This window comes from Rhizobium sp. SSA_523 (genome assembly GCF_030435705.1).
Lineage (GTDB): Bacteria > Pseudomonadota > Alphaproteobacteria > Rhizobiales > Rhizobiaceae > Neorhizobium.
On sequence record NZ_CP129382.1, the window covers coordinates 2524465 to 2547499 of the forward strand.

Here is a 23035-nt window from a genome sequence, read left to right on the forward strand (position 1 = left end):
GCACTTCTTGCACATCAGGATGCGGGTACGACCATTTCCGCTGTCCGCACGAGAAGAAGATTCTTCAGGTCCGGCGCAAAGTGAAAATCACGCCGGCCGCTGGCGTGGTTGCGAAGCTTATAGATAATTTCTAAGAACTGTTCCAGACGGTGACGGCATCGTTCGGCAGATTTTTTTCCCACCTCTGCGGGAATGGCAAATCAAAGGTAACCCTGATGCGGCTCCTTTCGGAAAACCTCGCAGCACGGCGTGGCGAAGATCTGATTTTCTCACAGGTTTCCTTCGACATCGGCGCTGGCGAGGCGCTTTTGCTGACCGGCCGCAACGGCAGCGGCAAGTCAACGCTTCTGCGCGTGATTGCCGGATTGATTCGCCCCGCCGCCGGCCGCGTCCACTGGCAGGATGACAGCGTGTCCGAGGCCGTGCCGGCCTGCGAAGCCTGCCATTATCTCGGCCACCGCAATGCGATGAAGCCGGAATTGACGGTCAAGGAAAATCTCGCTTTCTGGCAGGACTGCCTGGGCGACCGGCCGGGCCGCCAGGGCATTGGCGTTGACGAGGCCGCCGATAGGGTGGAACTGCGCAGCATCCTGCACCTCCCCTTCGGCTATCTGTCGGCCGGCCAGCAGCGCCGCATGGCCTTTGCCAAGCTTCTGGTGGCCCACCGCCCGGTCTGGCTTCTCGACGAACCCACAGCAGCGCTCGATGTCGGCGCCGAGGCGCTGTTCAGCCAGCTCATCCGGACGCATCTGGCCACGGGCGGACTGGTTCTGGCGGCCACGCACCAGCCTCTCGATTTCAAAGCGCGCCACCGGCTGGAGATGAAGGGCTTCGCCTTTGCCGGAATGGAGGGGGAGATGCCCGGCGGGGCAGAGGGGGGTATTTTCGCCGGAGGAGATGATCGATGACCGCCCTTCTCCTGCGCGACCTGAAACTCTCCATCCGCGCCGGCGGCGGCGCCTTGATCGGCATTCTGTTCTTTCTGACCGTGGTTGCGGTCATTCCCTTCGGCGTTGGGCCCGATCTCAATCTTTTGGCGCGCATCGGCCCGGCCATCGTCTGGATCGGGGCCCTGCTGGCAGCCCTGCTCGGCCTCGACCGCCTGTTCCAGACCGATCGCGACGATGGCTCGCTGGATCTCCTCCTGATGCAGGAGAACCCGCTGGTTCTCACCATCCTTGTCAAATGCCTCGCCCACTGGCTGGCAAATGTGCTTCCCCTGGTCATTGCCTCGCCGCTGCTCGGCCTGTTCATGAACATGGACGAATTGGCCATTGGCGCCTGCATGCTCACCCTCCTCGTCGGCTCGCCGGCGCTTACCCTCATCGGAGCGGTGGGCGCCGCCGTGGCCGTGACCCTGCCGCGCGGCGGATTGCTGGTATCGATCCTGGTTCTGCCGCTGTGCATTCCGGTGCTCATCTTCGGCGTGAGCGCCACCTATGCCGCCGTGGAGGATCCTGCGCCCTTCCTGCCGCCTTTCCTTATTCTGACCGCCATCACGATGTTTTTTGCCGTCCTTGGCCCGGCGGGCGCCGCACTGGCGTTGCGCAATGCCGGCGATTGACTAGAATCAAGGCGGGCTCCCGGCCCTGTTTTAGAGGAACCCTATGAATCAGAGCCTAGCCATCCGCAAGTTCAGCGATCTTGCCAATCCGACACGCTTCCTGGCCCTTGCCGAACGCGTGCTGCCCTGGCTTGCCGGGTTGACGATCATCCTGCTGGTGCTCGGTCTGACACTGTCCTTTGCAACGCAGGGCGATTACCAGCAGGGCGACACGGTCCGCATCATGTATATCCACGTGCCGGCCGCCTGGCTCTCGATGATGTGCTACACGGTCATGGCGCTTTCGGCCATCGGCACCCTGGTCTGGCGCCATCCGCTGGCCGATGTCAGCCACAAGGCCGCAGCGCCGCTTGGGGCCGCCTTCACCTTGATCGCGCTCGTCACCGGCTCGCTCTGGGGCAAGCCCATGTGGGGAACCTGGTGGGTCTGGGATGCCCGGCTGACCTCGGTCTTCATCCTCTTCCTGATGTATCTCGGCCTGATCGCGCTCAACCGGGCCATGGACGACCCGTCCCGGGCAGCCCGCGTATCGGCGGTGCTGATCCTTGTCGGCTTCGTCAACATCCCGATCATCAAGTTTTCCGTCGACTGGTGGAATACGCTTCATCAGCCGGCCAGCGTCATCCGGATCGACGGACCGACGATCGACGCGGAATTCCTCTGGCCCCTGCTGATCATGGCGACGGCCTTTACCTGTCTCTTCTTCACCTTGCACATCATGGCGATGCGCAACGAGATCTGGCGGCGGCGCGTCGCCACGCAGCGGCGCATGGCGGCCCGCATGGCAGGCCAGGGAGGCGGATCGGCATGAGTCACGCCTTCTACATCCTGGCCTCCTATGCCATCACGGCGGTCACCATCCTGTCCCTCGTCCTGTGGACATGGTCCGACGGTCGGGCGCGGCGCCGTGAACTGGCCGCACTCGAAGCAGCCGGTCTCCGCCGCCGTTCGGCCGCACCCGCCACGGCCTCTCAGCCGTCTCCTGGCCGTCCCTCTTCTCCGGCAACCGATCCAAGTGAAACAGCGGCGCCATGAAACTTGATGCAGACAGCCCGGCACCGCGGCGTTCCCTCAGGGCGCTTGCCCTCATACCTCTGGTGATCTTCGCTCTCTTTGCGGCGATTGCGGGCAAGATGCTGTATGATCAGGATGTGAACGGGCTGGATATCTCCTCCATCCCCTCGGCGCTGATCGGCAAGCAGGCCCCCTCGCTCTCGCTGCCGGCGCTCCACGGCTCGCAGACGCCGCCGCTCACGGATGAGGCCATTCGCGGCAAGCTTGCGCTTGTGAATGTCTTTGCCTCCTGGTGCGTCCCCTGCCGGCAGGAGCATCCGCTTCTCTCCGAACTGGCCAGGGACAAAAGGCTGACCGTCGTCGGGATCAACTACAAGGACCGCAATGACAATGCCCTGCGCTTTCTCGGCGAATTGGGCAATCCCTATGCCGCCATCGGAGTCGATCCCAACGGTAAGGCGGCGATCGACTGGGGGGTCTACGGAATCCCGGAGACCTATCTGGTCGCCCCCGACGGCACGATCCTCTACAAGCGTGTCGGCCCCTTCGACGAGCGAAGCGTGACGGAGGATCTGCTGCCGGCCATCGAAAAGGCCCTTGGCGCGGCCGGATCCTGAGATCCGTCAGACACCGGCCTGCCAGGCCTTGATCGCATCCACCGGCCAGACCAGCATCAGGACGTTGAGCGCGAGGTTGTCGCGGATCAGCCAGCCGGTAAAGACCTCGAAGACGATTGCCACCAGCACCGTCAGCCAGACCGGCGCGCGCGCCGCAAACAGGAAGCCGACGGCCATGAAAACGGTGTCCATGGCGGAGTTCAGGATGCTGTCGCCCTCGTAACCGATTGCCATGGTGGCGGAACGGTAGCGGTTGATGATGATCGGCGAGTTTTCAAGAACCTCCCAGACAGCCTCGATGAAGGTGGCGAGCGCCAGGCGCTTGGCAAACGAGGCGCGGCGCAGCACCAGGAAGGCCAGTCCGTAAAAGAGAAAGCCGTGGATGATGTGCGAGGGCGTATACCAATCCGCCAGATGCTGGGAATTCCCCGGCGTGTTCACGCCCGGTTCGAAGAGTTTGATCTCGCCGCAGGCGCAGATCCACAGCCGGCCCATCGCATATTCGACCAGGATCTGCGCCACCAGAATGGCGAGAGCGACCCAAAACCAGAACGAGACGTGCCTTTGATACCGCAGGGACTCCGCAACGCTCACTTGCGATCCTCGGTCTTCGGATCAAGCGAATGTTTCATGATCAGCGGCATCTGCGCGAGCGTGAAGATGATGGTGATCGGCATCGTGCCCCAGACCTTGAAGTTCACCCAAACATCATCGGAAAAATTGCGCCAGACCACCTCGTTCAGAACGGCCAGGAACAGGAAGAAGATCCCCCAGCGGAGGGTGAGCTTGCGCCAGCCTTCATCCGTCAGCTGGAAGGCGGCATTGAACACGTAACCGAGCAGCGATTTGCCGAAGAACAAACCGCCGAGCAGCGCCACGCCGAAGAGGCTGTTGACGATGGTCGGCTTCATCTTGATGAAGATCTCGTCCTGCAGCCAGATCGACAACCCGCCGAAGACCAGCACGACGATGCCGGACACGAAGGGCATGATCGGCAGATGCTTGAAGACCAGTTTCGACACGATCAGCGAAAGAACCGTTGCCGACATGAAGAGCCCGGTCGCCACCAAAAGCGGCCCGCCGAGAACGGACAGGGACGGGAACCGCTCCAAAAGCCATTCGCCGCGCAGATTGGCGAAGAAGAACACCAGCAAAGGGCCGATTTCCAGCGCAAATTTCAAGCCGGGATGGGCTTTCTCCTGCGGCGTCGGCGTCGTATCGCTTTCAAGGCTCTGCATGGTCTTGGTACTTACCTTTGGCTGATGATGGGGCGATGCAAACGCGCATTCTGTGGCATCAATGCGTCACGCCGGCAATCGCCTGCGCGAATTCCCGGGCTTCGAAGGGCTCGAGATCCTCTATTCCTTCGCCGACGCCGATGAAATAGACCGGCAGCTTGTGCTTGGCAGCGATGGCAACGAGAATGCCGCCGCGCGCCGTGCCGTCCAGCTTGGTCATGATCAGGCCGCCGACACCGGCGACATTGCGGAAGATCTCCACCTGGTTCATGGCATTCTGGCCGGTCGTCGCATCGAGCGTCTGGAGAACCGTGTGCGGCGCCTCCGGATCGAGCTTGCCAAGCACGCGGACGATCTTTTCCAGCTCCGCCATCAGTTCGGCCTTGTTCTGCAGACGTCCCGCCGTGTCGATGATCAGCACGTCGCAGCGCTTTGCCCTCGCCTGCTCGAACGCATCATAGGCAAGTCCCGCCGCGTCCGCACCGAGCTTCGTGCCGATGAACTCGGACTGGGTGCGGTCGGCCCAGATCTTCAATTGCTCGATGGCAGCAGCACGGAAGGTATCGCCGGCTGCCAGCATGACCTTCAGCCCCGAGCCTGACAGCTTGGCGGCCAGCTTGCCGATCGTCGTCGTCTTGCCGGTGCCGTTGACGCCGACCACCAGGATGACATGCGGCTTGTGCGAGAGATCGAGCTCCAGCGGCCTTGCTACAGGAGTAAGCACCTTGGTGATCTCCGAGGCCATGATGCGCGAGACATCCTCGCCCGTGACATCCTTGCCATAGCGTTCGGACGAGAGGCTATCGGTGATGCGCATGGCCGTCTCGACCCCCAGATCCGCCTGGATCAGCAGGTCTTCCAATTCCTCAAGCGTCGCCTCGTCCAGCTTGCGCTTGGTGAAGAGCGCCGAAATCTGGCCGGTCAATTGCGAGGAGGTTCGCGACAGGCCCTGGCGCAGACGTTGGAACCAGGTGAGCTTCGGCGCGGCCACGGCCTCCACCACCGGCTCTTCCTGGCGACGGGTGGCAAAGCCTTTGGGAAGGGCGGGTTCGGCAGTCAGCGGTGGTGTTTCCGCTTCGGTCGCGGAAGAGGAAACCGCAGCGGACGCGTCACCCCCCTCAGAGGGGGATAGCACCTCGACGGCGACATCTTCTTCCGCCTCGGCCTGCAGGAGCGACAAGGGAACCATGCCCAGCTCACCCGGCATGTCGGCAGGCGCAAGAAGCGCAGGCTCGTCATCCGCCGCGCCATCATCTGACGGACCCCCGGCCGTTTCCATCTCGATCTCGGCCACCGGATCGATAGCGGCCACCGGCAGGTCCTCGTCCCGCGCATGCGGTTCGGTTTCGGCGGCGAGCGCCGCGCGGTCCTCCGGCGAAAGCCCCTTCTCCGCGTGATCCTCGTCCTGCGGCTTATCCTTGCCGAACGAGAAAACCTTCTTGATGAACCCCAGCGCCATGAATGATCCGTTCCGTCACGCTGCGGCGGCAGCGTCGACCTGCATTGTCAGATATTTGCCATTGTGGCCCGTGATGGTCACCGGCACCAGATCCCGCGGCGACAGATGCGGAGCCGCGACCAGCGAGAAATTGTCGGTATGGGCAAAACCATTGCGTTCCACAAGGATGGTCTGCCGCGTCCCGACCATGCGGCCAAGATGGGCCGCAAGCAGGGCCTCTCCCTGAACGCGAAGCCGCGCCGCCCGTTCCTTGATCAAAGACCGGTCGAGTTGCGGCATGCGCGCGGCCGGCGTTCCCGGTCGCGGGCTATAGGGAAAGACATGGAGAAAGGCGATGCCGCAGTCTTCGACATGGCGCAGGGCATTGCCGAACATGTCCTCGGTCTCCGTCGGGAAGCCGGCGATCATATCGGCACCGAAGGTCACGTCGGGCCGCAGCCGGCGCACTGTTTCAGAAAAGGCCAGCGCATCGGCACTGGAATGGCGCCGTTTCATCCGCTTCAGGATCATGTCGTCGCCATGCTGCAGGGAGAGATGCAGATGCGGCATGAATCGCGGCTCGTCGGCCAAGAGATCGAGGAGATGACGGTCGGCCTCGATACTGTCGATGGAGGAGAGACGCAGCCGGCGAATGTCCGGCACCTGCTTCAGCAAGGTCCTGGCCAGCAGGCCAAGCGTCGGCTGCCCCGGCAGGTCGGCGCCGTAGCTGGTGGCATCGACGCCGGTGAGCACGATCTCGCAATAGCCGGCCTCCACCAGTTTCCGCGCCTGCTCGACCACGGCGCCCATGGGAACCGAACGGGAATTGCCACGGCCATAAGGGATGATGCAGAAGGTGCAGCGATGGTCGCATCCGTTCTGCACCTGGATGAAGGCACGCACATGCCCGTCAATATGGTCGACCATCTGCGGCGCCGTCGCCTTGACGCTCATAATGTCGTTGACGCGCAGCTTTTCTTCCGCAGAAACGCCGAAATCCGGCAAGGCGCGGTAGGATGCGCCCTTCAGCTTCTCCTCATTGCCGAGAACGGCATCGACCTCCGGCATGGCGCTGAAGGTGGCCGCCTCCGTCTGGGCCGCGCAGCCGGTCACGATGATGCGCGCATGGGGATTGTCGCGCCGCGCGCGGCGAATGGCCTGGCGCGCCTGGCGGACCGCCTCGCCGGTGACCGCGCAGGTATTGACGAGGACGGCATTGTTGAGCCCGGCCTTTTCCGCCTCCATGCGCATCACCTCGGATTCATAGGTATTGAGGCGACAGCCGAAGGTGATGATGTCGACGCCACTCACTGCGCCAGCGCCTCGGCCTGGCCGTCGCGCACGAATTCGCCGGTTGCGGGGTCAAGCCTGCCCGACCATTCCCATTCGGCGGGGCCCGTCATGATGACGTGATCGTCGGCCCGCCACTCGATGGCGAGTCTGCCGCGGCCCGGGCTGGACGCCACGATGATGTCGACGTTGCGGCCGGTGCGCCCGGTCCTTGCCGCGGAAACGCCCGCCGCGCAGGCGGCCGAACCGCAGGCAAGCGTCAGCCCGGCCCCCCGCTCCCAGGTCCGCGTCACAAGCTCGGTCGGCGTCACGACCTGCGCCAGCGTGATATTGGCCCTTTCCGGAAACATCGGGTGATTCTCGATAAGCGGCCCGAACCGCTCCAGCTCGAAGCTCATGGGGTCGCGATCGACCCAGAAGACGGCGTGCGGATTGCCCATGGACATGGCCGAGGGCGAGTGCAGCACCGGATTATCGATCGGCCCGATCTGCAGCTCGATCCGGCTTGTATCGTAGAACTCCTCCGAAAGCGGGATCCTGTCCCACTCGAAGACCGGCGGGCCCATATCGACGGAGATCGTTCCGTCCTGGTGCTCCTCGGCATTCAGAATGCCGGCAAGCGTCTGGAAGGTGAAGACCTTGCGTCCGGTTTCGGCCGACAGCGCCTGCACGACACAGCGCGTACCATTGCCGCAGGCCTGAGCACGCGTGCCGTCGCAATTGACGATGTCGATATAGGCATCGGTTCCGTCCAGCTTCGGATCGTGGATCGCCATGATCTGGTCAAAGGCCGTGGCCGGATCTCCGGCAAGCGCGATGGCCGCCTGCGATGCCACACGCTCGGTGCGGCCGCGCATGTCAACGACGAGGATCTTGTTGCCAAGCCCGTTCATCTTTGCAAATTCGACCATCTGCGCCATGGTGCACGTCCTCATTTACGGAATAGCCCGCCATTTCCCGCCTATATGGCGGAAAACCGGGGCCATTTCCAGTCTGTCGACCCCGAGGCATCTGAGCGCGTGTCGAAGACAGGGGGCTCGCTCGCCGATCGCCACGGCTCCCCGGCGCCCGGCCAGCTGCCAAATACCGGACCGCCAGCCATCTGCCCTGCAGCTCAGGCGCATGCCAGCTTCGATGCCATGCTTGCTTTCAAGGTCCGTGCGTCAGGCGCGGGCTTCAGGCATCCGGAACCTCGAAGACTTCGCCTGGGCGCAGAGGGCGGAAGCGCTCCGCCTTCAGGGAGGCGGCCGTCAGCGCATTGTTGAGCGCGGCCAATGGTTCCTCTATCCCCTCATCGGTCAGCTTGACGGTGCCCCAGTGATGGCCGGCGGCATAGGAGGCCTTGGCCAGTTGCATGCCCGCCACCGCCTCTTCCGGGTTCTGGTGCTGCGCCTTCATGAACCAGCGGGGCTCATAGGCACCAATCGGCAGGATTGCCAGACGGAAGCCGCCATGCTTTTCCGCGGCGGCGCGATAGTTGATCCCTTCATGGAACCCCGTATCGCCGATGTGATAGATCTTGCCGGCGTGGGTTTCGATGACGAAGGCGGCCCAGAGCGCCATGCGCCGGTCGTTCAGGCCGCGCGCCGACCAGTGGTGGCACGGTTCGCAGTGAAGGCTGACATTCTTGCCGACATAGCTGCTGGAGCCCCAGTCCATGACGGTGATGCGCGGGTCGTCGAGCTCAGGGCCGAAGATCGCATCATTGCCGAGAGGCGTGATGAAATGCGGGCGATGCATCTCATGCAGGGTCTTAAGCGTCGCGATGTCGAGATGGTCATAATGATTGTGGGTGACGATGACGATGTCGATCGCCGGCAGATCCTCCAGCCGGATGCCGGGCTCATTCACCCGCTTGGGACCGGCGAAGGATACGGGGCTCGTGCGTTCCGCCCAGACCGGATCGGTCAGGATGTTCAGGCCCGCCACCTGGATGAGCATGGAGGCATGGCCGACCATGGTCACCACCAGCCGGTTACCGGCAACGCGGCGCTCCGGAACCGCCGGCGGAAAGGGGCTGGGATAGGCCTCCGGCCAGGCAATGCTCTTGCCGTTGAAGCGCCAGCGCAGGAGATTCATGAAGCCTTTCGGCTCCTCGCCGCCCGGATTGAAGAAGCGCGTGCCGTCGAAATGGCTTGAAGCGGGCCCCTTGTAATAGCGATTGGCTGCCATGGCTCTCCCTGCCGCAAGTCCGCCGCCGAGAAGGGCGAGACTGCCGATTGCTGACCATTTCAAGAAGTGGCGACGTTTCATGAGAAATCTATAGGCAGCGATGGAGAAGGGTTCAAGCGATCTTACGCCGCCGGCGCGCACCGGATCAGCCGCTCGCCTCGAAGACGCGGATATTTCCAGCCTGAGCGGGAAGACCGCAAAAAGCCCTGATCGTCTTGACTTTTCGGGCCAGTTGCTGTTTAAGCGCCGCGATCTGCTGAAAGTTGACGAGACTTTAGCCACCGACCGGGACCGTACAGGTTTACGAACAGATCCCGGAGGTCAACATCCGACAGCGCGTTGCGCCCTCGGGTGCTTTTTGGCTTTGCGTCTTGTTTTCCGACGGAAAAGACCCGACGTTCCGGTCCACGACCGTCAACGTCTAGAAGGAAGAAGTCATGTTCGAAAACCTCCAGGACCGCCTTGGTTCCATCTTGAGTGGACTGACCGGCCGTGGCGCGCTTTCCGAGGCGGATGTCTCGGCAGCCCTGCGCGAGGTTCGCCGTGCTCTTCTCGAAGCGGACGTGGCGCTCGAAGTCGTTCGCAATTTCACCGACCGCGTCCGTGAAAAGGCCGTTGGCGCTGAGGTCCTGAAGTCGATCAAGCCCGGCCAGATGGTCGTCAAGATCGTCCATGACGAGCTGGTGGAGATGCTCGGCGCCGAAGGCGTCGCGATCGACCTGCATGCCGCAGCGCCGGTCGTCATCATGATGGTGGGCCTGCAGGGCTCCGGCAAGACGACCACGACCGGCAAGATTGCCAAGCGCCTGACCGACCGCGACAAGAAAAAGGTCCTGATGGCCTCGCTCGATACGCGGCGTCCGGCAGCCCAGGAACAGCTGCGCCAGCTCGGCCAGCAGACCGGCGTCGACACCCTTCCGGTCATTGCCGGCCAGTCTCCGACAGATATCGCCTCGCGCGCCGTCCAGGCGGCACGGCTCGGCGGCCATGACGTCGTCATCCTTGATACGGCCGGCCGCACCCATATCGACGAGCCGCTGATGGCCGAGATGGCCGAGATCAAGGCCCGCTCGAAGCCGCATGAGATCCTTCTGGTCGCCGACAGCCTGACCGGCCAGGACGCCGTCAACCTCGCCCGCAATTTCGATGAGCGGGTCGGCATTACCGGCCTCGTCCTGACCCGTATGGATGGCGACGGCCGCGGCGGTGCCGCGCTCTCCATGCGCGCCGTGACCGGCAAGCCGATCAAGCTGATCGGCGTCGGCGAAAAAATGTCGGAGCTCGAAGAGTTCCATCCGCGCCGTATCGCAGACCGTATTCTCGGTATGGGCGATATCGTGTCCCTGGTCGAAAAGGCTGCGGAAAATATCGATGCCGACAAGGCGCGCGCCATGGCCGAGAAAATGGCCAAGGGCAAGTTCGACCTGGACGACCTGGCCGACCAGCTGCGCCAGATGCAGTCGATGGGCGGCATGGGCGGCATTATGGGCCTGATGCCCGGCATGGGCGGCATGAAGGACAAGCTGGCCGCGGCCGGCCTGAACGACAAGATGTTCGCCCGCCAGATCGCCATCATCCAGTCGATGACGAGGGCCGAGCGCGCCAATCCGGATATTCTCAAGCATTCCCGCAAGAAGCGTATCGCAAGCGGGTCCGGCACGGATGCTGCCGAAATCAACAAGCTCCTGAAAATGCATCGCCAGATGGCCGACATGATGAAGGCCATGGGCGGCAAGGGTAAGGGCGGCATGATGAAGCAGATGATGGGCGGCCTGGCCGGCAAGATGGGCCTTGGTGGCATGGGTGCCGGAATGGGTGGCGGAATGGGCGGCGGAATGCCGGGCATGGGCGGAATGCCGGATCTGTCGCGCATGGACCCCAAGCAACTGGAGGCGCTCGCCAAGCAGGCCGAGGCCGCCGGCTTCAAGCCGGGCTCCATGCCGGGTCTGCCGGGCGGGATGGGCGCTGGCAGGCTGCCAGGCCTCGGTGGCCTTCCGGGACTTCCCGGCATGCCGAAGAAGAAGTGAAGTGGGAGGGGCAAGGATGATCGATCCGAACGTCAAGCAGCAGCTCGGCAGCTATCGCCAGTCCATCGACAATATCGATGCGGCGCTGGTTCATATGCTGGCGGAGCGGTTTCGCTGCACCAAGGAAGTGGGCATCCTGAAAGCCAAATACGATTTGCCGCCGGCTGACCCGGCGCGCGAGGAATACCAGATCGAACGGCTCCGTCGCCTTGCGCAGGATGCCCAGCTCGATCCGGATTTTGCGGAAAAATTCCTGAATTTCATCATCAAGGAAGTCATCCGCCATCATGAAGCCATTGCCGCCGAACATGGCGGCGTCACCGAAAAGACCGCCTGACAGCGGCCTCACAACAGCCGGACCGTCGCAGACGACGGCCTGAAAATAGAAACGAAGGAGTTTGAAATGTCCCTGAAGATCCGTCTCGCCCGTGGTGGTTCCAAGAAGCGCCCGTATTACCACATCGTCGTTGCCGATGCCCGCGCCCCGCGCGATGGCCGTTTCATCGCAACGCTCGGCTCGTGGAACCCGATGCTGGCCAAGGACAGCGAGCAGCGCGTGGTTCTCGACGCTGAAGCCGTCAAGGATTGGATTGCCAAGGGCGCCCAGCCGACCGACCGCGTTCTCCGCTTCATGGCGGAAGCCGGCCTCGCAGAGCGCGCGACGCGCAGCAACCCGAACAAGGCAAAGCCCGGCAAGCGCGCCCAGGAGCGTGCAGCCGAGCGCGCCCAGAAGGCTGCCGATGCCGCTGATGCGGCTGCCGCGGAATAAGCCTCCTGCGCCTGTTTACCAGCATGATCCGGCCGGATGACAAATCAGGGTCGATAGGATCGTGCTTCAAATGAAAGGGCTCACAGCGCCGATCGGATCACATTCGATCGGCCAGTGCTCCAGGGCGGGCGGCATGGCGACATGCCGCCCGCTTGGCGTTTTTGCAGTCCTCTGTTTGCAAGGCATGCGATAGGCTGTAGAGCAACGAAAGAGACGATGACGGAGCGATCATGGCTAAGCTGGAGAACCCGATCCTGATGGCGACCATTGGCGCTGCGCAGGGCTTGCGTGGCGAAGTGCGGGTGCGGGCTTTCACGGCCGATCCCCTGGCGCTGGGCGATTATGGCCATCTGCATGCCGCCGATGGACGCGTCTTCGAAATTCTGGAACTGCGGGAGGCGAAGAACACCATCATCGTGCGCTTCCGCGGCATCAATGATCGCGACGCCGCGGAGGCGCTGAACGGCATCGAGCTCTTCATCGAGCGGGAGAACCTCCCGGATGAGGAACTGGATGACGACGAGTTCTTCTATGCGGATCTGGAAGGCCTCGAAGCTGTCGACAGCGAGGGCAAGAGCTACGGCCAGGTCAGCGGCGTCTATGATTTCGGCGCCGGCGACCTGCTTGAACTCAAAGGACCCGGCCGCCGCCCCACCCTCATTCCCTTTTCGGAAGCGGCGGTTCTGGAGATCGACCTGGAAAATGCCCGCATCCTGATCGACCCCCTGGCGGCCGGTCTTGTCGACATGCCGGATGACGAAGACCCCGCCTCCGGCGCCAAGCCGAAAGACAAGCCCAAGCCCGAAGACAAGCCCAAGCCCGAAGACAAGCCCAAGGGCGGGGGCAAGGGAGGAGGCAAAGATAAGGATAAGGATAAGGATAAGGGCGACACCAGAGGCGAGACCGAGTGACGTCGCCCATGCCCTCTTCAATGTCCTCCTCTGTATCGTCCGCCCAGTCCTCTCCGGCGCCCTTCCGTGCCACCGTTTTGACCCTTTATCCGGACATGTTTCCGGGCCATCTCGGCCATTCCCTGGCCGGCAAGGCCATGGAGCGCGGCGATTGGTCTCTGGAGGCGATCCAGATCCGCGATTATGCCGAGGACCGCCACCGTACCGTGGACGATACGCCCGCCGGCGGCGGCGCGGGCATGGTCCTGCGGCCGGACATCCTCGCCAAGGCGATTGATTCCCTGGAGGCGGACGGGCGTCCGCGCCTGCTGATGAGCCCTCGCGGGCGCCCCCTCACCCAGACGCGCGTGAGGCAGCTGGCGGAGGGCGACGGCGTGGTCATCGTCTGCGGCCGGTTCGAAGGGGTCGACCAGCGGGTCATCGATGCGCGCGCGCTCGAAGAGGTCTCCATCGGCGATTACATCCTGTCCGGCGGTGAGCCCGCCGCGCTCACTCTGCTGGACGCCGTCGTGCGGGTACTGCCGGGCGTCATGGGCAATAGCCATTCCGGGATCCATGAGAGTTTCGAGACCGGGCTCCTGGAGCACCCGCATTATACCCGCCCGCAGGAGTTCGAGGGCCGAACCATCCCTGCCGTTCTGACCTCGGGCAATCATGCCGCCATCGAGACATGGCGGCATGAGCAGGCGCTGGCTCTGACGAAAGCCCGCCGACCGGATCTGTTGGATCCGCTGCCGGGCGGAAAGGGTGCTCAGCCCGTCACGAAGTAATAGATCGTCAGGCCGACGCCGACGGCCACGACGATCATCCGCATGATGCCCTGGGGCACACGCCGAGCCAGCCAGACGCCGGCATAGCCACCGGCCGCGACGGCCGGAATCATGATCACCGCTTCGGGCCAGGCGACAACGCCGCCACTGACGAAGACGATGATTGCGACGGCGGCGATGACGGTTGCCAGAAGGTTCTTCAGGGCATTGAGGTGATGGTAGCTGCCGCCGGTCGTCAGCCCCAGCACCGCCAGCATCATGATGCCCATGCCGGCGCCGAAGAAACCGCCATAGACCGAGGTCAGGAACTGGCCGAAAAGGCTCAGCACGGAGCTTGCCGAGCGTTCCTCCGAAGATTTGGGCTTCAACAGCGGACCGGCGGCGAAGATTGCCGTTGCGCCGGCCAGCAGCCAGGGCACCATGGCCCTGAACGAGGGATTGTCGAGCGCGAGCAGGATCAGCGCGCCGCCGAGCCCGCCCAGCGCCGAAATGAGGGTGAGCGCGATGGCGCTTCGCCAGCGTTTGGCGATCTCGCTCCGATAGGCCAGCGTGGACGTGACATAGCCGGGAAATTGCACGATGGAGGAGGTGGCATTGGCCGAGATCGGCGGAATGCCGGCAAGGGTCAGCGCGCCGAAGGTCAAAAATGTGCCGCCGCCGGCAATGGCATTCACGGCACCGGACAGGAAGCCGGAAACGAACAGCAAAAGAATCAGCGAAATTGTCACGCGGTGTCCTCCCAAACGCCTGTGATGCTGATAGCGACCCCTTCTTCCGCCTGCAAGGCTGCATTCCGGCCCTTTTGCGTTAGATTCTGGTCGATCATGGGTGACAAGCCCCTGTCTTTCGTGTAATGGCGCACGCGGAAAGTGGGACAAGATCCCGTTGACCGGAACAAAGAATGGTGAATTCGCTCCTGTCCGATCCGCTTTGCAGGAAAGGGCACGTCTTCGAAGGCAGGACCTGAAGAGACGATGTCGAGCGCTCTGGCTGTTTCAGAAAAACCAAAGAGGTTAACATGACCAACATCATCGCTCAGTTGGAAGCCGAACAGGCTGCCAAGATCGAAGCTCAGCGCACGCTGCCTGAATTTTCTCCGGGTGACACGGTTCGCGTGAATGTTCGCGTTCGCGAAGGTAACCGTACCCGCGTCCAGGCCTATGAAGGCGTCTGCATCGCCCGCTCCGGCGGCGGCATCAACGAGAGCTTCACCGTTCGCAAGATCTCCTACGGCGAAGGCGTCGAGCGCGTATTCCCGGTCTATTCGCCGCTCGTCGAAGGCGTCGACGTCATTCGCCGCGGTAAGGTTCGCCGCGCGAAGCTCTACTACCTGCGCGACCGTCGCGGCAAGTCGGCCCGTATCGTCGAGAACACCGGCACCCGCGCACGCAAGCTCAACGAAGCCGAACGCGCTGCCGCTGCTGAAGAGCGTGCACGGATCGAGGCCGAAAAGGTTGCAGCAGCACAGGCGCTTGCCGCCGAAAAGGCGGCAGCCGAAGCCGCTGAAGCTGCAAACGCAGCGGAAGCAAAGGCTGAATAAGCCCCTATCCGGTGCAAGTGCCGGATCCATCATCTTCTTCGACGAAAGGCGGCTCCCGGGCCGCCTTTTTTCATGCCCGCGGCTTTGGCCTGGGCCACGTAGGAAGGGGCCGGGTTTGCAATGCCCAGCCACCGCCCGACGACCGGGCAAAGCCCTTACTGACCGAGCCGGTCAACAAGCCCCTGAAGATCGTTGAGCAGCGCGTCGCGCGCCCGGTGACTGGCCGATCCCGGCTGCGGCCCATCCTCCTGGACGAGCCTTGCCAGCACCACCCGCCGGTCGCCGTTTTCCGCATAGCCGACATACCAGCCGAAGGGATGGGCACGATCGAAACGACCATCGGCGAGGCGCGGATAGGCCATGCCCGTCTTGCCCTTCACCACCCACCCATCGTCGCGGCGGATCTCTTCCAGCACGGCCTTTGTCTTCTCGATGGAATCCGGATGGACAGGAAGCGTGCCATTTACGAGCTTCTTCAGGAAGGCGATCTGCTCGAGCGGCGAGATCTTCAGGGAGGATGAAATCCAGGCGCGGTCAAGGCCATTGCGCGCGCCCTTGTCTCCCGAGATATCGGCATTGCCGTAATCAAAGCTTCGGGCATAGGCGGCAAGCTTGCCGGCACCGATAAAATGGGTGATGCGCTGGGAGAACCAGACAACGGAATAGTGCATCCAGCGCTCCGCATCCGTCGGCGCCTTCCATTCCGCGCCACCCCAGGCCGGATCGCCCTCCTCGAAGGTGAGGACGGGATCATGCTCCGACTTCAGAAAGCCGGAATCAAATCCCATGACGGCCAGCGCGATCTTGAACGTCGATGCCGGTGTGACTCGTCTCTTGCAGTCCCCCTCCTGAACGATCGCCTTCGACTTTGCATCGGCCACGACCGTGCAGATGGTTTCCGCCCGGGCGGGCAGCGAAAAAAGGCCTGCCACGGCCAATACAGCCATCATCCTTCTGCGCATGATCAATCAGTCTCCCTCGTCTTCGCAAGAGCAGTTCTAGCGAGACGCTTGTCGAAAATCGGGACACGATTCAACAAAAACAAGAAAGTGTCAGGTCTTTTTTGCCGCGGCGGCACGACCTGCCGTCCAGCGCCCGCATGGCCGCCGCTGCCCGCAATGCCCCCAGCGCTGCGCGCTGATCAAGAGCTGCGCCTTAGACCAAAGGTAGACGATAGAAAAACGCTTGAATAGAAACGGACTGCGTGGGACGAGAGGGCTTTATCCGGCGCCTGCCGGACCTCAATATTTCTCCGGCACATACATCTGCGCCGGCACCGGCTGGCGGATATAGTCGTCATTGCGCACCCTTGCGGGAAGCTCGATCGGCTCCTTCGGCACATGCTCGTAAGGGATTTGCGTCAGGAGATGATCGATCATGTTAAGCCGCGCCTTCTTCTTGTCCACCGCCTGCACGACCCACCAGGGCGCTTCGGGAATATGCGTGCGCTCCAGCATCTCCTCCTTGGCGCGGGTATAATCCTCCCAATGCACCCGGCTTTCCAGGTCCATCGGCGAGAGCTTCCACTGCTTCAGCGGGTCGTTGATGCGCATGTGGAAGCGGAATTCCTGCTCCTCGTCGGTAATCGAGAACCAGTATTTGAGAAGAATGATTCCAGACCGCACCAGCATGCGTTCGAATTCCGGCACGTCGCGGAAGAATTCCTCGACCTGGTCCGGCGTGCAGAAGCCCATCACCCGTTCCACGCCGGCGCGGTTATACCAAGAGCGATCGAAGAGGACCATTTCACCGGCGCTCGGCAGATGCGTCACATAGCGCTGGAAATACCATTGGCTGCGCTCACGTTCCGTCGGCGCAGGCAGGGCCACCACCCGGCACACCCGCGGATTGAGACGCTGCGTCACCCGCTTGATGGCACCACCCTTGCCGGCACTGTCGCGTCCCTCGAACAGCACGACCACCTTCAGTTGCTTGTACTGAACCCAATCCTGCAATCGCACCAGCTCGTGCTGGAGACGGAACAGCTCGCGAAAATACAGCTTCCGCTCGAAGCTCGGCTCGGCGAGCCCTTCGCTGACCATGTCCTCCAGGCGCTCCTCCTCCAGCTGAAGTTCAAGCTCCTCATCGAAATTGTCGATGATTTCCTGTTTCAGCCGGTGCACTTCATCCTGGATAGGCGTGGTCATGCGCGATCTCCCTTGTCATTTCGAGATCAAACATGGAATGGCGAAAGCCGTATGACAATGACGTGGCATTTCACCGGCATGGCAAATAAAGCCAATGTGAAAATCACATCTGTCTTGGTCACCGCATCCGGATGAGGCGACCATTGCCCGACGCCGCGAAAACTGGTATGGACCTTGTCCATGGGATCGAAATTCGGATGCCTCGCGAACCAGTTTATCGTGCTGCAGGACCACAAGCGTCTGCCGGCACGGTTTTTCGCGCGCATGTCCGGCGCTCTGAGCAGCCGAATTCGGAACGACTGACCTGTTCTCGTCGTGCGGCAGCCAATGCTGCCGAATTCATATCCCGCAATCTCCGACATCAAATGGATGGCAGCCATGAGCGCACCACGCACACTTTATGATAAGATCTGGGATGATCACGTCGTCTCGACAGACGATACCGGCACCTGTCTTCTCTACATCGATCGTCACCTGGTGCATGAGGTGACGAGCCCGCAGGCCTTCGAAGGGCTGCGCCTGGCCGGCCGCAGCGTGCGCGCGCCGCAGAAGACGCTTGCCGTGGTCGATCACAATGTGCCGACGACGCCGGACCGGCATATCGGCATCAAGAACGAGGAAAGCCGGATCCAGGTCGAGGCGCTCGCGCAGAATGCCAAGGATTTCGGCGTCGAATATTACTCGGAAAAGGACAAACGGCAGGGCATCGTCCATATTGTCGGTCCCGAGCAGGGTTTCACCCTTCCCGGCATGACGATTGTCTGCGGCGACAGCCATACCTCGACGCACGGTGCCTTCGGCGCTCTGGCGCATGGCATCGGCACATCGGAAGTCGAACATGTCCTCGCCACCCAGACCCTGGTGCAGAAGAAGGCCAAGAACATGCTGGTGCGCGTCGACGGACGCCTGCCGGAGGGTGTCACTGCCAAGGACATCATTCTCGCCATCATCGGCGAGATCGGCACGGCTGGCGGCACCGGCCACGTGATCGAGTTTGCCGGCGAAGCCATTCGATCGCTGTCGATGGAAGGCCGCATGACGGTCTGCAACATGACCATTGAAGGCGGCGCACGTGCCGGCCTCATCGCGCCGGATGAAACGACTTTCGAATACATCAAGGACAAGCCGCGGGCGCCCAAGGGCACGGCCTGGGACATGGCACTGGAATACTGGAAGACCCTGCATTCGGACGAAGGCGCTCATTACGACCGCGTCGTTGTGCTGGATGCCGCCAATCTTCCGCCGATCGTCTCCTGGGGCTCCTCGCCGGAGGATGTGATCTCGGTCGAAGGCGTGGTGCCCAATCCGGACGATATCCAGGATGAGACCAAGCGCGTATCGAAATGGCGGGCGCTGGATTATATGGGCCTGAAGCCGGGTACGAAGATCACCGACATCGCGATCGACCGCGTCTTCATCGGCTCCTGCACCAATGGGCGCATCGAGGATTTGCGCGCGGCAGCCAAGGTCGTCGAGGGACGCCAGGTGGCCGGAACCGTCTCGGCCATGGTCGTTCCGGGCTCCGGCATCGTGAAGGAACAGGCCGAAGCCGAGGGTCTGGACAAGATCTTCAAGGCGGCCGGTTTCGAATGGCGTGAGCCGGGTTGCTCCATGTGCCTGGCCATGAATGACGATCGCCTGAAGCCCGGCGAGCGCTGCGCCTCCACCTCCAACCGCAATTTCGAAGGACGCCAGGGATATAAGGGCCGCACGCATCTGGTCTCGCCGACCATGGCGGCCGCGGCGGCCATTGCCGGCCATTTCGTCGATATCCGCAGCTGGGCATAAGCCCGGAAGGCACAGGCATTGCCTGCAATAGAGCCGCCGGTTCGCAAGAGCCGGCGGCCTTTCTTTCGGCAACTGTCAGATCACCCGCACCACCATTCCCTTGCGCAGATGCGGGAGCAGCCGCAGCATGTCCCGCCGCGCCAGGGCGACACATCCTGCCGTCGGCTGGTATCCCGGTTTTATCAGGTGGAAGAAGATGGCGGAACCGCGATTGCGCCGACGCTCGCTGATGTTCCAGTCCAAGACGAGGCAGATATCGTAGAGCCCGTCCTGCCGGTACATCTCCTCATGGCTCGCCTTGAGGGGCGCTCGCACCAGCCGGTTATAGGCGCCATGCAAAGGCTCGTCGCACCACAGCATGTCCCTTCTCGTGCGCTGCAGGGCAAGGCCGCTTCGCACCTGCCCGACGCGATCGCCGCGGATGAAACCGGAGAGGATCTTCATGGGCGCAATGGGCGTCGCGCCGTCCCCCTCCCGTTTCACCGACCTGCGGCCGGACCGCCCGATCGCCGCCGGCAAAACGAGATGCCCCAGGATCACGAAGGCGCGAGTCGAATGTGATGGCTGAGCACGCACGGTGATCGTCTTTCCCTTGCGCATCGCCTTTGTTCCACCCATTTCTCTCACAGGATTGTGCCTATGCTTCGAATTAAATTGAATTCATAGCACAATCGGACTTAGATCGATGCATGAGCGCTTGCGAAAGCGGCGCCAGGAGAAAGGCAAAGAACGGCATGGCAGCGCGCACCGTACTGCTGGTGGATGACGATAACGATCTCCGCGAGACGCTGATGGAACAGCTTTCTCTTTACGAGGAGTTCAGCCTCCTGCAGGAGCCGAACGCCACCAAGGCGATGGCGACTGCCAAATCGCGCCAGATCGATCTCCTGATCATGGATGTCGGCCTGCCGGATATGGATGGCCGGGAAGCCGTCAAGCTTCTGCGCAAGGGCGGTTTCAAAGCGCCGATCATCATGCTCACCGGCCATGACACCGATTCCGATACCATTCTCGGCCTCGAAGCCGGGGCGAATGATTACGTGACGAAGCCCTTCCGCTTCGCGGTCCTCCTGGCGCGCATTCGCGCCCAGCTTCGCCAGTATGAGCAGAGCGAGGATGCCACCTTCACGGTCGGCCCCTACATCTTCAAGCCCAGCCAGAAGCTGCTGACGACCGAGGATGGCAAGAAAATCCGCCTGACGGAGAAGGAAGCCGCCATCATCCGCTATCTCTATCGCGCCGCCCAGAAGGTGGTGACGCGCGATGTGCTGCTGGAGGAAGTCTGGGGCTATAATTCGGGTGTTACCACGCATACGCTCGAAACCCACGTGTATCGTCTGCGCCAGAAGATCGAGCGCGATCCGTCCAATGCCGAAATCCTGGTCACCGAAAACGGCGGCTACAAGATCATCCCTTAAGCGATAGGCACAGATGGCGCTCAGCGACGATATCCGGCTCTTGTCAGCCGTACCGTTGTTCCAGGGACTGGACGACGACCAGTTGCGCCTCGTGGCGTTCGGGGCCGAGCGGCGCAATATCGGCAAGGGCCAGGCCTTGTTTCGCGAGCATTCGCCGGCGGAATGCGCCTTCGTCGTGGCGCGCGGCCGGTTCGACCTCTATACCGAGGGGCGCGACGGGATTGCCGAACTGGAACGTTCGGTCGGACCGGGCACGCTTTTGTCCGAACTTGCCCTCGTCACCATGGTGGAGCGCAAATTCACGGCCGTCGCCGCCGAAGATGGAGAGGTTCTGCGCATTCCGCGAACCCTCTTTCACCGCCTGCTGGAGGAATATCCCTCGGTGGCGAGGCTTCTGGAAATACGGATCAAGGAAAACCTCCTCCAGCTGGCAAAGGCGGCCGGCGCCATGCGGGGGCGGTTCGCCTGACGGACTTGGCCTTCCGCTTATCGCCTGAAGCCGACCTCTCTACGACCTCGCCCTCGAAACCTCGCCCTAAAGCCTCTCCGAATCGAGGGCGCCGCACCCGACCGGGGGCGGTTACGGCGCCATCGTAGTTCCTGTCAGACCTTCACGGCCGAATTGCCGCCATCGGCAAACAGGGCAGAACCGGTGACGAAACTCGAGGCGGGCTCGGCCAGAAACAGGGCCGCCTGCGCGATCTCCTCGGGACGGGCAATGCGCTTCATGGCATGCAGGCCAGCCGCCCAATCCTTCTGCTGCTGGTTCCCGGCCATGCCGGTATCCGTGCCGCCCGGCAGAAGCGCATTGGCCCTGATATGTCTGGCGCCGTAATCGGCGGCGATCGATTTGACAAGGCCCATCAGACCCGCCTTCGACGCTGCATAGGCGGCCATGCCGGGCAGACCGACGCTGGTCCCGACGAAACTCGAGGTGAAGATGATCGATCCGCCCCCGCGGTCGAGCATGGCCGGGATCTGAGCGCGGCTCGCCAGGAAGGCTGCCGTCAGATTGGCGGTCAGCGTATGGCACCATTCCGCAGGCTCGATGTCCGCCAGCGGCTTCATGACGCCGACGGCACCGGCATTGTTGAAGGCGATATCGACGCCGCCAAAGTGATCGACGGCTGCAGCGACGAGTGCGTCATGCGTCTCCGGCAGGCCCACATCGCCCGCCACCAGCACGGCGTGGCCGCCCAGCGCCTCGATCTCCCGGCCGATCGCCTCCAGTCCGAAGCGGCCCCGTGCATTGAGCACGAGGCTGGCACCTTCGGCAGCAAACAGCCGCGCCGCAGCTGCGCCAATGCCCGACGATGCACCGGTGATGATCGCGGTCTTGTTCTTCAAACGTCCCATGAATGGCCTCCTATGCTTGGGTGAGGCCGAGACATAGACAGGCGTCGGCGGCGCCGACACCCGATTCCCGCGCAACGATATGGCAAGGCGTGAAAGACGCGCGCGATCGCAACTTGGGCGCTTTAGGCGCGCCGGGGGCGCGGGTTCCGTTACATCCGGAAGATCGCCGTGACCGGCACGTGATCCGAGGGACGGTTCCAGCCGCGCGCTTCCTTCAGCACGTCGATCCTCTCCAGCAGCGGCCCGAGATCCGGCGAGGACCAGATATGGTCGAGGCGACGACCGCGATCGGCCGCCTCCCAATCCTTGGCGCGGTAGCTCCACCAGGTATAGAGCTTTTCCGAAGCGGGAACGTGCTGTCGCATCAGGTCCAGCCAGCCGCCCTTCTGCATGACCTCTGTCAGCCCTTCGGTCTCGACCGGTGTATGGCTGACGATCTTCAACATCTGCTTGTGCGACCAGACATCCTGTTCCAGCGGCGCGATGTTCAGATCTCCGACAAGGATAGAGGAAATGCCCGGGCTATCGGCCTTCAGCGCCTTCATCTCGTCGATGAAATCGAGCTTATGGCCGAATTTGGGATTGATGCTGCGGTCCGGCTCGTCGCCGCCTGCCGGAACATAGAAATTGTGCAGGCGGATGCGCCGGCCGGCGCGCTCGAAGATTGCCGAAATGTGGCGCGCATCGCCGACGCCGCAATAATTCTGCCGATGGTCTTCCAGCAGCGGAACCTTCGAGATCACGGCCACCCCGTGATAGCCCTTCTGGCCATGCAGAATGATGTGCGGGTAGCCCATGGCCTTCAAAGGTTCGAGCGGAAACTCCTCCTCACGGCACTTGATCTCCTGCAGGCAGAGAATGTCCGGCTTTTCGCGCACGATGAACTGCTCGACGATCGACAGGCGCAAACGGACGGAGTTGATGTTCCAGGTGGTGATGGAAAAGCGCATGAAAAAACCTCGACGTGGGTGCGCCG

General features: G+C 62.6%; 26 protein-coding genes and 1 pseudogene. 14 read left to right on the forward strand and 13 right to left on the reverse strand.

Translation table 11 applies throughout. The features are described from left to right. Window positions 1-215: 215 nt before the first annotated feature. The 5 genes and pseudogenes from ccmA (at window position 216) to QTJ18_RS20390 (ending at window position 3195) form a co-directional block, all read left to right on the forward strand. Window positions 216-908: a heme ABC exporter ATP-binding protein CcmA gene (ccmA, locus tag QTJ18_RS20370; RefSeq protein WP_252754298.1), complete on the forward strand. Its 693-nt coding sequence runs from the start codon at window positions 216-218 to the stop codon at window positions 906-908. Next, window positions 905-1564 (forward strand): heme exporter protein CcmB, encoded by a 660-nt coding sequence (gene ccmB, locus QTJ18_RS20375; protein ID WP_252754297.1) that lies wholly within the window; start codon window positions 905-907, stop codon window positions 1562-1564. The genes ccmA and ccmB overlap by 4 nt, the downstream gene beginning before the upstream one ends. A 43-nt stretch (window positions 1565-1607) precedes the next feature. Continuing rightward, complete coding sequence (locus tag QTJ18_RS20380; protein WP_252754296.1) at window positions 1608-2375, forward strand: heme ABC transporter permease; 768 nt, start codon at window positions 1608-1610, stop codon at window positions 2373-2375. Beyond that, window positions 2372-2518, forward strand: a pseudogene (gene ccmD, locus QTJ18_RS20385) (heme exporter protein CcmD); the annotation flags it as partial. The gene QTJ18_RS20380 and the pseudogene ccmD, both read left to right, overlap by 4 nt. A gap of 77 nt (window positions 2519-2595) precedes the next feature. Then, window positions 2596-3195 (forward strand): DsbE family thiol:disulfide interchange protein, encoded by a 600-nt coding sequence (locus QTJ18_RS20390; RefSeq protein WP_252754295.1) that lies wholly within the window; start codon window positions 2596-2598, stop codon window positions 3193-3195. A 6-nt stretch (window positions 3196-3201) separates the two neighbouring features. Here the strand turns inward: QTJ18_RS20390 and QTJ18_RS20395 are convergent, their stop codons facing one another. From QTJ18_RS20395 to QTJ18_RS20420, 6 genes are all read right to left on the reverse strand, one after another. Next, the gene (locus QTJ18_RS20395) at window positions 3202-3789 is read right to left on the reverse strand and encodes a DUF2585 domain-containing protein (protein WP_252754294.1); all 588 of its coding nucleotides are present in this window, start codon (window positions 3787-3789) and stop codon (window positions 3202-3204) included. Continuing rightward, entirely contained in the window at window positions 3786-4433 is a 648-nt protein-coding gene (locus QTJ18_RS20400) for a septation protein A (RefSeq protein ID WP_252754293.1), read from the reverse strand. Before QTJ18_RS20400 ends, QTJ18_RS20395 begins: the two co-directional genes overlap by 4 nt. A gap of 58 nt (window positions 4434-4491) precedes the next feature. Continuing rightward, the gene (gene ftsY, locus QTJ18_RS20405) at window positions 4492-5892 is read right to left on the reverse strand and encodes a signal recognition particle-docking protein FtsY (RefSeq protein ID WP_252754292.1); all 1401 of its coding nucleotides are present in this window, start codon (window positions 5890-5892) and stop codon (window positions 4492-4494) included. Between the two features lie 15 nt (window positions 5893-5907). After that, window positions 5908-7182 carry a tRNA (N(6)-L-threonylcarbamoyladenosine(37)-C(2))-methylthiotransferase MtaB gene (mtaB, locus tag QTJ18_RS20410; RefSeq protein ID WP_252754291.1) on the reverse strand — a complete coding sequence of 425 codons (1275 nt, stop codon included), beginning with the start codon at window positions 7180-7182 and terminating at the stop codon, window positions 5908-5910. Continuing rightward, window positions 7179-8081, reverse strand: a complete 903-nt coding sequence (dapF, locus tag QTJ18_RS20415) for a diaminopimelate epimerase (RefSeq protein ID WP_252754290.1) — start codon at window positions 8079-8081, stop codon at window positions 7179-7181. The genes mtaB and dapF overlap by 4 nt, the downstream gene beginning before the upstream one ends. A 256-nt stretch (window positions 8082-8337) precedes the next feature. Continuing rightward, entirely contained in the window at window positions 8338-9414 is a 1077-nt protein-coding gene (locus QTJ18_RS20420) for an MBL fold metallo-hydrolase (protein WP_252754289.1), read from the reverse strand. A gap of 356 nt (window positions 9415-9770) precedes the next feature. Here QTJ18_RS20420 and ffh point away from each other — a divergent pair, with 356 nt between their 5' ends. The 5 genes from ffh (at window position 9771) to trmD (ending at window position 13810) form a co-directional block, all read left to right on the forward strand. Then, window positions 9771-11360 carry a signal recognition particle protein gene (ffh, locus tag QTJ18_RS20425; RefSeq protein WP_252754288.1) on the forward strand — a complete coding sequence of 530 codons (1590 nt, stop codon included), beginning with the start codon at window positions 9771-9773 and terminating at the stop codon, window positions 11358-11360. Window positions 11361-11376: 16 nt separating this feature from the next. Further along, a complete protein-coding gene (locus tag QTJ18_RS20430; RefSeq protein ID WP_252754287.1) occupies window positions 11377-11697 on the forward strand; it encodes a chorismate mutase in 321 nt (106 codons plus the stop codon). Between the two features lie 66 nt (window positions 11698-11763). Next, complete coding sequence (rpsP, locus tag QTJ18_RS20435) at window positions 11764-12129, forward strand: 30S ribosomal protein S16 (protein ID WP_252754286.1); 366 nt, start codon at window positions 11764-11766, stop codon at window positions 12127-12129. A 230-nt stretch (window positions 12130-12359) separates the two neighbouring features. Continuing rightward, entirely contained in the window at window positions 12360-13040 is a 681-nt protein-coding gene (rimM, locus tag QTJ18_RS20440; RefSeq protein ID WP_489667246.1) for a ribosome maturation factor RimM, read from the forward strand. A 20-nt stretch (window positions 13041-13060) separates the two neighbouring features. After that, window positions 13061-13810, forward strand: a complete 750-nt coding sequence (gene trmD / locus QTJ18_RS20445) for a tRNA (guanosine(37)-N1)-methyltransferase TrmD (RefSeq protein ID WP_252754465.1) — start codon at window positions 13061-13063, stop codon at window positions 13808-13810. Here the strand turns inward: trmD and QTJ18_RS20450 are convergent. Next, on the reverse strand, window positions 13792-14538 hold the full coding sequence (locus QTJ18_RS20450; protein WP_252754285.1) for a sulfite exporter TauE/SafE family protein: 747 nt from the start codon (window positions 14536-14538) through the stop codon (window positions 13792-13794). The genes trmD and QTJ18_RS20450 overlap by 19 nt on opposite strands. A gap of 290 nt (window positions 14539-14828) precedes the next feature. Here QTJ18_RS20450 and rplS point away from each other — a divergent pair, with 290 nt between their 5' ends. Continuing rightward, on the forward strand, window positions 14829-15350 hold the full coding sequence (gene rplS / locus QTJ18_RS20455; RefSeq protein ID WP_252754284.1) for a 50S ribosomal protein L19: 522 nt from the start codon (window positions 14829-14831) through the stop codon (window positions 15348-15350). 155 nt (window positions 15351-15505) lie between these two features. On the opposite strand, the gene blaOXA is transcribed toward rplS, so the two are convergent. The 3 genes from blaOXA to QTJ18_RS20470 form a co-directional block, all read right to left on the reverse strand. Then, window positions 15506-16312: a class D beta-lactamase gene (blaOXA, locus tag QTJ18_RS20460; protein ID WP_252754283.1), complete on the reverse strand. Its 807-nt coding sequence runs from the start codon at window positions 16310-16312 to the stop codon at window positions 15506-15508. 279 nt (window positions 16313-16591) lie between these two features. Further along, window positions 16592-17497: a polyphosphate kinase 2 gene (gene ppk2 / locus QTJ18_RS20465; protein WP_252754282.1), complete on the reverse strand. Its 906-nt coding sequence runs from the start codon at window positions 17495-17497 to the stop codon at window positions 16592-16594. 26 nt (window positions 17498-17523) lie between these two features. Next, window positions 17524-17877 carry a hypothetical protein gene (locus QTJ18_RS20470; protein WP_252754483.1) on the reverse strand — a complete coding sequence of 118 codons (354 nt, stop codon included), beginning with the start codon at window positions 17875-17877 and terminating at the stop codon, window positions 17524-17526. On the opposite strand from QTJ18_RS20470, the gene leuC reads away from it, so the two are divergent. Beyond that, window positions 17876-19285 (forward strand): 3-isopropylmalate dehydratase large subunit, encoded by a 1410-nt coding sequence (gene leuC / locus QTJ18_RS20475; RefSeq protein ID WP_252754281.1) that lies wholly within the window; start codon window positions 17876-17878, stop codon window positions 19283-19285. The two genes, QTJ18_RS20470 and leuC, sit on opposite strands and share 2 nt — an antisense overlap. A gap of 75 nt (window positions 19286-19360) precedes the next feature. Here the strand turns inward: leuC and QTJ18_RS20480 are convergent, their stop codons facing one another. After that, a complete protein-coding gene (locus QTJ18_RS20480) occupies window positions 19361-19885 on the reverse strand; it encodes a L,D-transpeptidase family protein (RefSeq protein WP_252754280.1) in 525 nt (174 codons plus the stop codon). A 134-nt stretch (window positions 19886-20019) separates the two neighbouring features. Between QTJ18_RS20480 and QTJ18_RS20485 the strand changes: the two genes are divergently transcribed. Next, complete coding sequence (locus QTJ18_RS20485) at window positions 20020-20703, forward strand: response regulator transcription factor (protein ID WP_252754279.1); 684 nt, start codon at window positions 20020-20022, stop codon at window positions 20701-20703. 13 nt (window positions 20704-20716) lie between these two features. Then, window positions 20717-21172, forward strand: coding sequence for a cyclic nucleotide-binding domain-containing protein (locus tag QTJ18_RS20490; RefSeq protein WP_252754278.1), 456 nt, complete (start codon window positions 20717-20719; stop codon window positions 21170-21172). A 134-nt stretch (window positions 21173-21306) separates the two neighbouring features. Here the strand turns inward: QTJ18_RS20490 and QTJ18_RS20495 are convergent, their stop codons facing one another. Both QTJ18_RS20495 and QTJ18_RS20500 read right to left on the reverse strand, forming a co-directional pair. Next, entirely contained in the window at window positions 21307-22059 is a 753-nt protein-coding gene (locus QTJ18_RS20495; RefSeq protein ID WP_252754277.1) for an SDR family oxidoreductase, read from the reverse strand. 149 nt (window positions 22060-22208) lie between these two features. Continuing rightward, window positions 22209-23009: an exodeoxyribonuclease III gene (locus QTJ18_RS20500; RefSeq protein ID WP_252754276.1), complete on the reverse strand. Its 801-nt coding sequence runs from the start codon at window positions 23007-23009 to the stop codon at window positions 22209-22211. Between the last annotated feature and the right edge of the window lie 26 nt (window positions 23010-23035).